Source organism: Sulfuritalea sp. (assembly GCF_017302275.1).
Classification (GTDB): domain Bacteria; phylum Pseudomonadota; class Gammaproteobacteria; order Burkholderiales; family Rhodocyclaceae; genus Sulfuritalea.
The window spans coordinates 1-13,238 of sequence record NZ_JAFLDR010000006.1; the positions used below are offsets into that span (position 1 = coordinate 1).

Genomic DNA, 13,238 nt, shown 5'->3' on the forward strand with positions numbered 1-13,238 from the left:
CCTGTCGCTGGTCTTTGTCGGCGCCGGCCGCAGCCTGCGCGAGCAGGCCCTGCCGGTGCTGTTCCGCATCGGCGCCGCAAAAGGCGCGGCGCAGGAAGTCCCGGTCGTCGTCGGCCAGACACTCAAGGTGCTGGCCGCCACGCGCGCGCGCCAGGCCGGCGTGGCGGTGCCCGCCGCCGCCGTGGTGCGCAACGCCGCCAACGAGACCGTGGTCTGGGTGCATGAGTCGGCCGAACGCTTCGTCGCCCGCCGCGTGCGCACGGCCCCGCTCGATGCTGGCCGCATGCTGGTGGCGGAGGGCCTGGTCGGCACCGAACGCGTGGTGACCGACGGCGCGATGGCGTTGTCGCAGATCCGCTAGGCAACGCCCATGACTCCGAAAGCTCTTCTCGAATCATGAAACGCCCACACTCCTGTCATGTCATGGGCGAGCAAACTCGGCCCGCCCCCCTTCGCCCCCCTCGCGGGGGGTTACCAAACGGCTCGCTTCGCTCGACGTCACCAGCGACCCGATCCCTGGTTTCGACGTAAGGGTTCACCATGTTCAACTCGGTCATCGATTTCAGCCTGCGCAACCGGCTGCTGGTGTTCGCCGCGTCGCTGCTGCTGCTCGCCTATGGCGGCATCGCCGCCTTGCGGACTCCGGTCGATGTCTTCCCCGACCTCAACAAGCCCACCGTGACCCTGATGACCGAGGCCGGCGGCATGGCGCCCGAGGAGGTCGAGCAGCTGGTCAGCTTCCCGGTCGAGGCGGCGATGAACGGCATGCCCGGCGTGACGCGCGTGCGCTCGGTTTCCGGCATCGGCCTCTCGGTGGTCTATGTCGAGTTCGACTGGGGCAGCGACATCTACCGCAATCGCCAGCAGATCGCCGAGCGCCTCAACCTGGTGCGCGAGCAATTGCCGCCCGGCATCGCGCCGCAAATGGGGCCGATTTCCTCGATCATGGGCGAGATCGCGCTGATCGCAATTCCGCTGCAGGGCGATGCGGCGGCGGCCGCGACCGGTCGCGGCGCGGAGCAGTCCGGCTCGGCGGCGATGGCGGCGCGCGAGTATGCCGACTGGGTGATGCGGCCGCGCCTGCTGACCGTGCCCGGCATCGCCCAGGTGATACCGATCGGCGGCGAACTGCGGCAGTACCGCGTCACCCCCGATCCGGCGAAGCTGATGGCGCTCGGCATCACGCTCGACCGCCTGAAGGACGCGATCCGCGACTTCAGCCACAACACCGCGGGCGGCTTTGTCGACGCCGGCGGGCGCGAGTACCTGATCCGCAACCTCGGCCAGAGCACGCGCCTCGACGACCTGGCGCGCCTGCCGGTGGCGGTCAAGAACGGCCAGCCGGTGCTGCTGCGCCAGGTCGCCGAGGCCGGCTTCGCCGCGGCCGTCAAGCGCGGCGACGCCGGTTACGCCGGCAAGCCGGCGGTGATCCTCTCCGTGCAGAAGCAGCCCGGCACCGACACCGTGAAGCTGACGCGCGAAGTCGAGCGCGCGCTGGCCGAGCTGGCGCGCACCCTGCCGGCCGGGGTTGCCGCGCCGCGCTTCCTGTTCCGCCAGGCCGAGTTCATCGAACGCTCGGTGAACAACGTCATCGAGGCGTTGCGCGACGGTGCGGTGATGGTGGCCGTGGTCCTCTTCATCTTCCTTGCCAACTTTCGCACCACGCTGATCTCGCTCACCGCCATCCCGCTCTCGCTGCTGATCGCCGCGCTGGTGTTCAACTACCTCGGCCTGTCGATCAATACCATGACTCTCGGCGGACTCGCCATCGCCATCGGCGAGCTGGTGGACGACGCCGTGGTCGATGTCGAGAACGTCCTCCGTCGCCTGCGCGAAAACCGCGTCGCCGCCTCGCCGCGGCCGGTGCTGGAGGTGATTGCCGCCGCCTCCAGGGAAGTGCGCTCGGGTGTGGTGTATGCGACGCTGATCGTGGTGCTGGTGTTCATCCCGCTGTTCGCCCTGCCCGGCATCGAAGGCCGCCTGTTCACGCCGCTGGGCATCGCCTACATCGTGTCCATCCTCGCCAGCATGCTGGTGGCGATGACCCTGACGCCGGTGCTCTGCTACTGGCTGCTGCCGAAGATGAAGCGCATCGAGCACGGCGACAGCCGGCTGGTGGCCTGGCTCAAGCGCCGCGACGAAGGGCTGCTGCACTGGTCCTTCGACCGCGCGCGGCCGCTGCTGGCGGTCGCCGCCATCGCCGTGCTGGTCGCGGCGGCGAGCGTGCCGCTGTTTCCGCGCGCCTTCCTTCCGCCCTTCAACGAAGGCACGCTGACCGTCAATGTGCTGCTGAATCCCGGCACCGCGCTGGCCGAATCCAACCGCATCGGCGCCGAGGCCGAGCGCCTGATCCTGACCGTGCCGGAGGTGACCCAGGTCGGTCGCCGCACCGGCCGCGCCGAACTCGACGAGCATGCCGAAGGCGTGCATTACGGCGAGCTGGACGTCGATCTCAAGGGCTCGACGCGCGGCCGCGACGCGGTGATCGCCGACATCCGCACCCGGCTGGCGGTGCTGCCGGCGGCGGTCAGCATCGGCCAGCCGATCTCGCACCGCCTCGACCACCTGCTTTCCGGCGTGCGCGCCCAGATCGCGCTGAAGATCTACGGCGACGACCTCGACACCCTGCGCGCCCAGGCCGCCGCCATGCGCGAGCGGCTGGCAAGTGTGCCCGGCATCACCGACCTACAGATCGAAAAGCAGGTGCTGATCCCGCAGTTCAAGATCCACGTCGACCACGAGCAGACCTCGCGCCACGGCATCGCCGCCGGGGTGCTGGTCGCCGAACTCGAGCGTATGCTGCAGGGCGAGGCGGTGGGCCACGTGATCGACGGCAGCCGCCGCTTCAACCTGGTGCTGCGCCTGCCCGAGGCGGCCCGCGCCGGCAGCGGGCTGGAGAACCTGCTGGTGGAAACACCTACCGGCCACGTGCCGCTGGCGCGGCTGGCGCGCATCGAGGACGGCAGCGGGCCGAACCAGATCGGACGCGAGAACGCGCGCCGCCGCATCGTCGTCAGCGCCAATACCGACGGCTCCGACCTGAGCCGCATCGTCGCCGACATCCGCGCCGTGCTCGCCGCGCAACCCATGCCGCAGGGCTACTTCACCGCGCTCGAAGGCCAGTTCCAGGCGCAGGAGGAAGCGGCGCGCCTGATCGCCGGCCTGGCCCTGGTCTCGCTGGCGCTGATCTTCCTGGTGCTGTATTCGCGCTACCGCTCGGCGGTGCTGGCCGCCATCATCATGGGCAACATTCCGCTGGCCCTGGTCGGCAGCGTCGTCGCGCTGTGGCTATCGGGCCAGCCGCTGTCGGTCGCCGCCCTGGTCGGCTTCATCACCCTGACCGGCATCGCCACGCGCAACGGCATCCTCAAGATCAGCCACTACATCAACCTGTGCGCCTTCGAGGGCGAGACCTTCGGCCGGCAGATGATCGTGCGCGGCTCGCTCGAGCGCCTGACCCCGGTGCTGATGACGGCGCTGGTGGCGGCTTTCGCCCTGGTGCCGCTGCTGCTGGCCGCCGACGCCCCGGGCAAGGAAGTGCTGCACCCGGTGGCCGTGGTCATCTTCGGCGGCCTGGTCAGCTCCACCCTGCTCGATACCCTGCTGACCCCGGTGATGTTCTGGCTCTGGGGTCAGAAACCGCTGGAACGCCTGTTGCAGGACGCCTCGTCAACCACTTACTGAAGGAGACACGCATGAAACCAAGACTGGCGCTGTTTGCCGCAATCTTCGCCGCCGCCGCGCTGCCGGCCTGGGCCCACGACGACGCGACCCTGGACACGATGAAGTCGCCCAACGGCGGCCAGGTGCGCATGGCCGGCGTCTATCACTTTGAACTCCTGCTGGCCAGGGACAGCAAGGAAGCGAAGGACAACCCGGTCATTGTCTTCGTCACCGATCATGCCGATGGCAAGGTGGCGAGCAAGGGTATGAAGGCCACGGTGACGATGCTCGGCGGCGGGCAGAAGGCCAGCGTCGAACTGCAGCCCGACGGCGACAATCGCCTCAAGGGCACGGCGCGCTACGCCTCGGCGGCGGACCTCAAGGCCGTGGTGGCGGTGACCCTGCCCGACGGCAAGGTCGAGCAGGCGCGCTTCACGCCCTTCGCCAAGGCGGCGCCGGATCCGCACGCCGGGCACAAGCACTGAGGGATGGATGATCGGCGTCCTGATCCAACTCGACCACACCTGGGATGAGGTTCGGGCATATCGCAAGGTCGAAAATCGCCGTGTCGCCAGCGACCACAGGAAGTTCCCGTGGGGCGCCGACTTGTATGTCGCAGTGATGGAAGGCGCCGCGGAGCGTTTGCGGCCCAAGCTGATGACCGCGGTGGCGATCATGGCCGGCCTGCTGCCGATCATGTGGAGCACCGTCACCGGTTCGGAAGTGATGAGCCGCATCGCCGCGCCCATGGTCGGCGGCATGATTTCGTCGACCATGCCGACCTTGATGGTGACTACGGCGATCTATGCGATCGTCAAGAGGTGGCGGTTCGACGCAAAAGCTTGACAGTATTGACGCGCGCCCAAAACTACCCAGTTTCATGAGGTGGTGCGCGTTCAAAATAGCCCAGGGTGATTTACCTTCCCTGCTCATTTGTTGAACAGGACCAAAAGGAGATGATCACCATGAATCAACTGGGAAGAGTCCGGCTCATGTGGCGCGCCGATTTTGACCCGGCATGCCCACGATTGGCCGAGACGCCTCTCCCTAACAGCAGGTCTAGTTTGGCCTGATACCTGATACCCGCAGACCGGTAGTGAAGTCAATGCGGCCGAAGTATCGGACTGATTCGACCGCCAGCCAGGGCGGCTGCGTTCCTTCGACTTCAGACACGGACGCGGGCCGTAGCGGCCTATCTGCCCAGTACCGCTGGCAGATAGCTCATCGCGATCTGGTTGCGCCCACCTTCCTTGGCGCGGTAAAGGGCTTGATCGGCGGCATGGATCAGATCGACCAGGCGACATCCCGCCTGCCATTGCGACAATCCGCCGGAGACCTTGAGCGTCAACGTGCGCCCGTCTTGCAGCACCAGGGATGTCGCGGCAATGTTCTCGCGCAGTCGATCGGCGACCAGCCTGGCCTGGGCAATTTCGGTCCCGGGCATGAGGACAATCATTTCCTCCCCGCCATAGCGGGCGCACAGGTCGGTTGCGCGCAGGCTTCGCCGCAGCATCATGCCAATGTGGCGCAAGGCCTCGTCGCCGCTCTGGTGTCCGTACTGGTCGTTAACTGCCTTGAAGTGATCGATGTCTACCATCAGAAGCGAGGCATTCTGGCCCGTGCGTTCGCACAATTCCAGTTGTTTGGGGAATACATCCTCGAACCAGGCGCGGTTTTGCAGTCCCGTCAGTGCATCGGTCTCCGCCTTGTTGCGGTACTCGCGCTGCAGCTCCAGGCTACCAAGCAGGACGACGTTGTTTTCTCGAATCCGCCGGGTAAGCACATGCAGGAGGTTGAGTGCCATGGCGGGCTGCAGCGTCAGCATTTGCCAAAATACCGGCTTTGGGATTGCCAGCAGTTCGGTTTCAACCGCTGCCACGACGTAGGCGGACGGTGGGCTGGTGTCGATAATGGATAGCTCGCCGACACAATCCCCAACGGCCAGGCGCACCAGCGGATTGACCACGCGGGGTTCGAGGCAAACCAGCAACTCACCGCCGAGCACAACGAATATGTCGGCATTGATCTGCTTCGGATCAAGCAACACGTTTCCAACGTCGACGCTCATGGTGCGGCTTTCGCCAAGTTCGGCTGCGATCGCCGCAAGATCTACATCCCTGAAAATCGAAGCCGCCGATAGCTGCGCTGCAAGCTTCTCCGACGGGATCCTTGTCTCTGTCATTCCATAGCCCTCCCAGGCACGGCATCGCGATTATTGGTATTCAGGAATGGGGCCACCCTCCTGAGCCGGTTCTGCATCCATGCATGCTAGGCGATTTGCGGGCAATCAACAAATGCCACACCTGCTTGGGAGGGTGCGCCTCCTGGCAATCGAGGAGTCAAGCCGATGGTGATATCCCCCGGGTGTCCGGCGGCGTCGCCGCCCATTGCCTTGGAGTAACTTCCGACCTGCCTCGACGGCAAGATGGATCCGCTGCTTTCGCTTCGTCATTCCTTTTACGCCGCCAAGAGCTGGGATCGGGAGCGGCGCCTGCTCACCCGCATTGAGTTTGGCGCCAGGGCACCAATCCGCACTTCATCGTGACCAAACTCGACCGGCCGGCCGAGGATTTCTGGGACAAGCTGTACTGCCAGCGCAGCGACGCCGAGAACCGGATCAAGGAAACCCAACTCGATTTTTCGGCATGCGCGCGAGTTGCCATAGGTTCCTGGCCTTGCGGCTGCTGGTGATCGCTGCCATCTGGCCGCTGCCCAGGCTTTGGCGCGGGACCGCCGGAATCCTCGGCTGCCTTTCGCCGCCGGGCACCCGGCGCGAATTAACGCAGCAGCGAAATGAATGTCGCAGCGATGATGGCCGAAGTAATGACGCCACTGATGTTGGCACCCAGCGCCTGTGGCAGGACGATCGCTCCCGGATTGGCCTCGGAGGCGATTTTCTGCACGATCTTGGCGGTGGTCGGCACGCAACTGACACCGGCGATGCCGATGACGGGGTTGTACTTGCCGCCGCTCAGGAAGTACAGGGCGTAGCCCCCGAGAAGCCCGCCGAGGGCGGAGATCAGCAGTGCCAGCATGCCCAGCAGCAACAGCTTGAGCACCGTCGGTTCGAGCAGGGTGCTGGCCTCGCAGAGTATTCCCAGCGTCAGCCCGAGGAAGAATGTTGCGCCGTAGAGGAAGGTGTCCTCGAGCAGCTTCTTGAAATTGTCGAGGCCGCTTTCGCGCACCGCCACGCCGAGGAAGAGTGAGAAGAACAAGGGCGCGGCGACCGGGAACAGCAGGCAGAGCAGGGTACAGGCGACCACGGCGAAGGTCAGTTTCTGCGCACGGCTGATTTTCGGTCCGCGGTCGGCGCTCATGTCGATGCCGCGGATGTGCTTCGGCACCAGCCACTTGATCAGGTAGGGATAGGCGCCGTAGGTGAGGCCGAGGTAAAGGTAGCCGACCACGGTGATCGGCACGAACAGGTGCTTGGCCAGGATCAGCGAGGTGAACAGCACCATCGGCCCGTCGGCGCCGCCGATCGTGGCGACCGAGGCCGCTTCGCGCTCGGTGAGTCCGAGGCCGATGGCGATCGGGAAGACGACGATGGTTCCCAGTTCGGCGCAGAGCGCAATGAAGATGCTTTGGAAGGGACGCGCCATGACATAGCCGACATCAAGCAGGACGCCGATGCCCATGAACACCAGGCAGGCGATCAGGCCGTTGCTGAAGGTCAGCGTATAGATCGGCTGCAGCCAGTTGATCTGCAGCACGTTCACCAGTCCAACCGGGTCCGAAAGCAGGGGGTCGACAAACAGGGTACCGGCCTTGTTGCCTTCGAGGAACATCACGCCGGCATTGACCGAGGACATGCCCAAGCCCATCGGAACCATCAGCAGCGGTTCGAGGATGTTGCGCGAGCCAAGGTAGATCAGGACGAAGCCCAGCAGCATCAGGAATATGCGCCCGAACATGATCTTCGGCTCGGAGGCCGCCAGGGTGGCGATGCCCTGGAACAGATCGAGGAAGTTGATGCCGTCCATGCGGCTCAGTCCGGCGCTCCGGCACCGCCTCCACGCCGCGGCGTGCCGCCCGCGTCAGCTGGCTTGAACGGATCCATGGCGCTCACGCGATCGTCACCAGTACCTGCCCGCCTTCGACCGCATCCCTGGGCGAAACCAGTACGCGGGTAACCTTGCCGGCGTGCGTGGCGACCACCGGGGATTTCATCTTCATCGCCTCGAGCACCAGCAAGCGATCGCCGGGGCCAACGGTCTGCCCGACACTGACATGCACTTCGACGACCACGCCCCCCATTCCGGCGACGACGTCACCCGCCGCGCCCGGTGTGGCGGTGGCGGTCGTCGCGGCTGGCGTTGGCGCGACGGGAGCGGTGGCCATGCCGGCGACGCCGAGGGCCGCAACCGGAGGCGGCACCGCTTCGCCGGGGGCTAACTCCAGCACGGAGACGTCGTATTCACGGCCATTCACCGTAACCTTGAAATGTCTGGGCATGTCATTCCTCCTCTAGCGGGGGCCGGGTCTGTGGGAATGCTGGGCGGTGCGCGCGCCGCTCGCCCAGCGATTGCCGGTTTTCGCGATGTGCAGTACGTGGTGCGGCCCGATCATGGCGAAGATCGCGGCCGACAGCGCGGCGACATCATCCTCGGGGACGCCGGGGCCGATCGGGCAAACCTCGCCCAGCGGCACCTCGACCGGTTTCGCCTTTTCCAGGCGGGCGGTGCACCAGACCATGGCCTTGATCAGCATGGCGACGATTGCCGAAATCACGATGGCGATGCCGAAGACCTGGAGGGACTTGATGAGGGCGGCGGTCAGCATGGGGCGGCTTCCTTTCGTCTTCGGCTACAGCGGGATGTTGCCGTGCTTCTTGGCCGGCCTGAGTTCCCGCTTGTCGAGGGTCTTGCGCAGGGCCAGCGCAACCATCCAGCGCGTGTCCTGCGGTTCGATGACGTCCGTGACGTAGAAATTGCTGGCCGAGACATAGGGCGAAGCGAACTCGTCCCGGTATTCCTGGGCCAGTTCGGCGGCCTTGGCTTCGCGATCCTCGGCCTTTTCGAGTTCCTTGCGGTAGAGGATTCGCACCGCCGCTTCGGCGCCCATCACGGCGATCTCGGCCGTCGGCCAGGCGAAGACCATGTCGGCACCGAGTTCCTGGCTGCACATCGCGAGATACGAGCCGCCGTAGGCCTTGCGCAGGATCACGGTGATTTTCGGCGTGGTGCAGGAACCATAGGCAGACAGCATCTTGGCGCCGTGGCGGATGATGCCGCCGCGCTCCTGCTCGACGCCGGGCAGGAAGCCCGGTACATCGACCAGGGTTACCAGCGGGATGTTGAAGGTATTGCAGGTGCGCACGAAGCGCGCGACCTTGTCGGCGGCATTGAGGTCGAGTGCGCCGGCCATGACCATCGGCTGGTTGGCCACCAGGCCGACCACCACGCCGCAGATGCGGGCGAAGCCGACGATCACGTTGCGCGCGAAGCCGGCATGCACTTCAAGCAGTTCGCCGCCATCCACCAGGCGGCGGATCACCGCATGCATGTCCAGCGGCTCGGAGGGGCTGTCCGGGATGCAATCGTTGATGCCGGGATCGGCCAGTTCCTCGATGTCCAGGTCCAGGTTGTGCGGCGGGTCCTCCGTGTTGTTCGGCGGCAGATAGGACAGCAGCTGCTTGACCACGGCGATGGCATGGCGGTCGTCCTCGGCGATGAAGTGGGCATTGCCGCTCACCGTGGCATGCATCTCGGCGCCGCCGACTTCGGCCATGGTCGTAGCGCGGCCGGTGACGGCCTTGATCACTTCCGGCCCGGTGAGGAACATGTGGGCGTTGTGCCGCGTCATGATGACGAAGTCCATCAGTGCCGGCGAATAGGCGGCGCCCCCGGCGCAGGGACCGCAGATCACCGCGATCTGCGGCACGACGCCGGAGAGCAGGACATTGGCGTAGAACACATCGCCGTAACCGGAGAGTGCATCGACGCCTTCCTGGATCCGCGCGCCCCCGGAATCCTTGAACGCCACCACGGGTACGCCGATCTTCAATGCATGCTGCATGATGCGTGCGATTTTCTTCGCCTGCATCTTGCCCAGGGTGCCGGCGACCACGCTGAAATCCTGGCTGATCGCCGCCACCTGCATGTCGCCGACGTAGCCGGTGCCGGCGATCACGCCGTCGGCGGGCAGGGCCCGCCCGGCCATGCCGAAATGGGTGGCATTGTGCGCCGCATGCAGGCCGAACTCCTGGAAGCTGCCTTCCAGTACCAGTTCGCCGATCCGCTCGCGGGCAGACAGTTGTCCTTTGGCGTGCAGGGCGTCCAGCTTTTCCCTGCTGACGTGTTCCGTCAGCTTTGCGCGCTTGTCGCGCAGTTTCTGGATCAACTCCGGTCGAATCGTCATCGGATCTCCTCCCAGACGGTACAGGCAAACGCTTTTCCGTTCATGGCCCCGGTCTTTTTGCCGGCATTGCCTCCGCGTAGTATCCACAGTTTCATGCCGGCACGCCAGTATTGCAGGAACAAGCCGCAAGCCTGCCGATCGGGGTCGGGGTGCCGGGAACAGGCTGAAGCCGGTGCAGACGCATCGACCATGTATTCCCGGAACACGGTGCTGCGGCGCCCGACGGCAAGCCGCCCTGGCGCCGGCATCGGCACGTGACGATGCGTGCCTCGGATATGGTAGCCGCTCTCAAGGTTTGTGAGCCGGAATCATGTTTGTTGCGCTGGTAGCCATCGCCTTGCTGATTGCCTCGGTCGGCGCCATCTATTTCATTTTGAAAAGCATGGGGCAGGATGGCGTGGAAATCGCCGCCCCCGGCAGTTGCAAGAGCGGAACCTGCGGCGTCCGCAAGGTCGCGGGCGGCGAAGGGGGATGCCATCAGGAAGAGTCCTGGTTTAGTGAAGCCGGCGCGATCGACGAGCCGGCCACCCTGGATCGCGAGGGTGCGCTGGCGCAACCGCCGGGCAGCCGCCCGGGCCGAGCTCTGATTGCACCCGGCGACGATTCCACGCCGGCCGCATGGGCCAGGAGGCGCCGTGTTGCCAGCGACCGAAGGAAATTCTGGCGGGCGCCGACTTTCCCTGAAGGACGGTATGGTCCTCGTTGACCACGGTCCTGGTCACCGCCCGGGAAATCGGAACCGTCAAGCTCGGCTGCCTTTCAGACGGCGCGCTGGCGTCGATGCTGCGCTAAATCGTGCCCACCGCTCTCGGCCGATAGTCTGTCACGCAAAAGAAGACCCAATTTGCCACGTAGTTCGGCTCGTCCCCACATCGGGTCCGGGGCAGGCCATTCCGGCGAAAGCCGGAATCCAGGCGACGCCAGCTTCTGGATCCCGGGCCAAGCCCGGGACGACGGCCAATCTTGCGTCCATCGGTTTCTAACTGGCCCTGAACTAGCAGCAGCCGCGGCTTTCGGCGCTGCCACCGCTGCTCGCGCTGCCGGCGGTGTTCGTGCCCGCATTGGCGACCGCATTCGTGCCAAACGGCAGCGCCTTGCCGCAACCCGCGAACAGGCCGTAGTGGCGCGAGAAGTCGCCGATGAAATCGAAGTGCGGCGCCAGCCGGCTTTCCCTGAGCATGCGGAAGGTGTTGCCGCAGACCGGGAAGACGCGCCCCGTTTCGATGCGATGGTGCTTGTCGAGGACGAAGGCCTGCGCGTGCTGCGCGATGCTGCCGCGATACACCACGGCCTGGCCGTAGTCTTCGCAATCGGATTCCAGCCCGTCGAGCTTGAACAGGCGGTAGGTGGCGGAATGGAAGTTCACGCCGGCGGTGCGCGGCGCCAGTTCGGGATCGGTGACCGCCAGCGGCCGGTCTTCCACCAGGCGCGGATCGGCAAAGCCCGCCTGCCGCGCGAGGCCGAGGAAGTCGTTCCAGTACAGCGCGCCGCCCAGGCATTCGCCATACAGCACCGGGTCGTTCCTGACGGCTTCCGGCACGCGCCGGTCGGCATACACGTCGGAGAAATAGAACTCGCCGCCGGGCTTGAGCAGGCGCTGCACGCCGCGCAATACCGCCTCCTTGTCGGGCGACAGGTTCACCACGCAGTTCGAGACGATGACGTCGAAGCTGGCGGGCGCCAGGTCGAGCTCGTCGAGGCGCTCGATGTAGCCGTGCAGGAAGCGCACGTTGGCATAGCCGAAGCGCTCGGCATGCCAGGCGCGGTGCTTGACCGCCACGTCGAGCTGCTCGTCGGTCATGTCCACGCCGACCACTTCGCCCTGCGCGCCGGCGAGCTGCGCCAGCGCATACACGTCGCGCCCGGAACCGCTGCCGAGGTCGAGCACGCGGCAGCCGGCCAGCAGCGGCGGCGCCACCAGGCCGCAGCCGTAGTAGCGTTCCAGCACCTCGGGGTGGATGCGCGCCAGCAGGGGCTTGAGCCAGCCCGGCACGGCGGAGGCGTCGCAGCAGGCGCTGGTCCTGAGGTCGGCGGTGCCGGCAAGCTGCTTGCCGTAGTAGTCCTTGACGAGTTCGTGCATGTCGTTTCCTTGTCGATGGCGTTTGCCGTGGGTTGTTTTACTGCCGCGGTGCTGTTCCGGCGCGGTATACCTCGGTGGCGGGATGGAAGGCATACCAGGCGAACCAGTAGCCGACCATCGTCGCCAGTTGCGTCCCGTCGCTGCCGTGGGCGGTTGCGCGCCGGACCTTGTGGTCGTAGCGGATGCTCACGACAGTATCACCGATGCGGTCGGTGATTTCGCCCGCGGTTTTGCCCAGTTCGGCGAAGGGATAGGCCTTCGCGCGGCCGTCGATGAGGATGCCCAGCACCCGTTCCTTGGGATGGAAGCCGGCGGCGCGAAACTGCACCGGGAACATCAGTTCCCCGGATTTTTCATAGCCGTCGTAGGGGTTGCGCCGGTAGGGGCGCACATTGCCGGTGTTGGTCGACAGCACCTGCGTCGCCGGCTGCGCCTTGCGCCAGTCGGCCCAGGAAGTATGGGTCAGCGGCAACATGGTCAGACGCTTGCCCTTGAGGGGGCCGCTGATGGCCTGCCCAAGTATTTGAGACCACAGGGAATTGGTCTGACGGTCGTAGAGCAGCACGTCGCTGTTGTAGAGCAGGCCGGAAACGCCGAAGGTCAGCTCGCGGCCTTCGACGCGTGCGTCGAAGGCGACCCCGGTGCCGCATAGCGGGCAGAAGGTGATCGTTACCGGATCCTTGCCGATGCGGTCGTTCACCACTTCATGCCAGTTGAGGATGGGCACCGGGTAGGCGCGCGCCGTCTTACCCCTGACCAGGCCCAGCACCTCGTCGTCGTTGCGCAGGAAGGCGGCAAAGCCGGCCATGACGAAATCCGGCTTGTCGATGGAGGGAATCCCGTCCTTCTCCGGTCCGCCGAAATTGATCTGCAGCCAGGGGATCAGCGAGTCCTTCAGATCGAAGCCGTTCATCTCCTGCGCGGCGGGGGCTGCCGAGTAGATTGCGGCAACCAGCACCAGGCCGCCGAGCACGCGCCGCAGCCAAAGCGCATGGCGGGCGATCGGGGATCTGTCGGGCAGCGGTGGGTTCAGGCTTGGCATGCCTCTTGGTCGCGCTCGGGGCGGCTTGCTTACAGGCGGCAGGAACATTTTCCGGGGGTGCGCACACCCGGGCTGGCATCGCACCGCCGTCCG

The 13,238-nt window shown here is 65.8% G+C and carries 11 protein-coding genes and 2 pseudogenes; 6 read left to right on the forward strand and 7 right to left on the reverse strand.

Annotated features, from left to right (window positions below):
* The 4 genes and pseudogenes from J0M27_RS04525 to J0M27_RS04540 form a co-directional block, all read left to right on the forward strand.
* Positions 1-361 (forward strand): annotated as a pseudogene (locus J0M27_RS04525) (HlyD family secretion protein); the annotation flags it as partial.
* 179 nt (positions 362-540) lie between these two features.
* Positions 541-3,684 (forward strand): efflux RND transporter permease subunit, encoded by a 3,144-nt coding sequence (locus J0M27_RS04530; protein ID WP_294987897.1) that lies wholly within the window; start codon positions 541-543, stop codon positions 3,682-3,684.
* A gap of 11 nt (positions 3,685-3,695) precedes the next feature.
* Positions 3,696-4,148, forward strand: coding sequence for a hypothetical protein (locus tag J0M27_RS04535; RefSeq protein ID WP_294987899.1), 453 nt, complete (start codon positions 3,696-3,698; stop codon positions 4,146-4,148).
* A gap of 7 nt (positions 4,149-4,155) precedes the next feature.
* On the forward strand, positions 4,156-4,509 hold the full coding sequence (locus J0M27_RS04540; protein WP_365962161.1) for an efflux RND transporter permease subunit: 354 nt from the start codon (positions 4,156-4,158) through the stop codon (positions 4,507-4,509).
* Positions 4,510-4,855: 346 nt separating this feature from the next.
* On the opposite strand, the gene J0M27_RS04545 is transcribed toward J0M27_RS04540, so the two are convergent.
* Entirely contained in the window at positions 4,856-5,731 is an 876-nt protein-coding gene (locus tag J0M27_RS04545; RefSeq protein WP_294987901.1) for a diguanylate cyclase, read from the reverse strand.
* Positions 5,732-6,121: 390 nt separating this feature from the next.
* Here J0M27_RS04545 and J0M27_RS04550 point away from each other — a divergent pair.
* Positions 6,122-6,297 (forward strand): annotated as a pseudogene (locus tag J0M27_RS04550) (transposase); the annotation flags it as partial.
* A gap of 143 nt (positions 6,298-6,440) precedes the next feature.
* Here the strand turns inward: J0M27_RS04550 and J0M27_RS04555 are convergent.
* From J0M27_RS04555 to J0M27_RS04570, 4 genes are all read right to left on the reverse strand, one after another.
* Positions 6,441-7,646 carry a sodium ion-translocating decarboxylase subunit beta gene (locus tag J0M27_RS04555; protein WP_294987903.1) on the reverse strand — a complete coding sequence of 402 codons (1,206 nt, stop codon included), beginning with the start codon at positions 7,644-7,646 and terminating at the stop codon, positions 6,441-6,443.
* A gap of 82 nt (positions 7,647-7,728) precedes the next feature.
* The gene (locus J0M27_RS04560; RefSeq protein WP_294987905.1) at positions 7,729-8,118 is read right to left on the reverse strand and encodes a biotin/lipoyl-containing protein; all 390 of its coding nucleotides are present in this window, start codon (positions 8,116-8,118) and stop codon (positions 7,729-7,731) included.
* A gap of 12 nt (positions 8,119-8,130) precedes the next feature.
* Complete coding sequence (locus tag J0M27_RS04565) at positions 8,131-8,445, reverse strand: hypothetical protein (RefSeq protein ID WP_294987907.1); 315 nt, start codon at positions 8,443-8,445, stop codon at positions 8,131-8,133.
* A 24-nt stretch (positions 8,446-8,469) separates the two neighbouring features.
* Complete coding sequence (locus J0M27_RS04570) at positions 8,470-10,023, reverse strand: acyl-CoA carboxylase subunit beta (RefSeq protein ID WP_294987909.1); 1,554 nt, start codon at positions 10,021-10,023, stop codon at positions 8,470-8,472.
* A 310-nt stretch (positions 10,024-10,333) separates the two neighbouring features.
* Here J0M27_RS04570 and J0M27_RS04575 point away from each other — a divergent pair, with 310 nt between their 5' ends.
* Positions 10,334-10,729 carry a hypothetical protein gene (locus J0M27_RS04575; RefSeq protein WP_294987911.1) on the forward strand — a complete coding sequence of 132 codons (396 nt, stop codon included), beginning with the start codon at positions 10,334-10,336 and terminating at the stop codon, positions 10,727-10,729.
* Positions 10,730-11,017: 288 nt separating this feature from the next.
* Here the strand turns inward: J0M27_RS04575 and J0M27_RS04580 are convergent, their stop codons facing one another.
* Together J0M27_RS04580 and J0M27_RS04585 are read right to left on the reverse strand one after the other, a co-directional pair.
* Positions 11,018-12,103, reverse strand: a complete 1,086-nt coding sequence (locus J0M27_RS04580; protein ID WP_294987913.1) for a methyltransferase domain-containing protein — start codon at positions 12,101-12,103, stop codon at positions 11,018-11,020.
* Between the two features lie 37 nt (positions 12,104-12,140).
* Positions 12,141-13,145, reverse strand: a complete 1,005-nt coding sequence (locus tag J0M27_RS04585; protein WP_294987915.1) for a DUF3179 domain-containing protein — start codon at positions 13,143-13,145, stop codon at positions 12,141-12,143.
* Positions 13,146-13,238 lie beyond the last annotated feature (93 nt).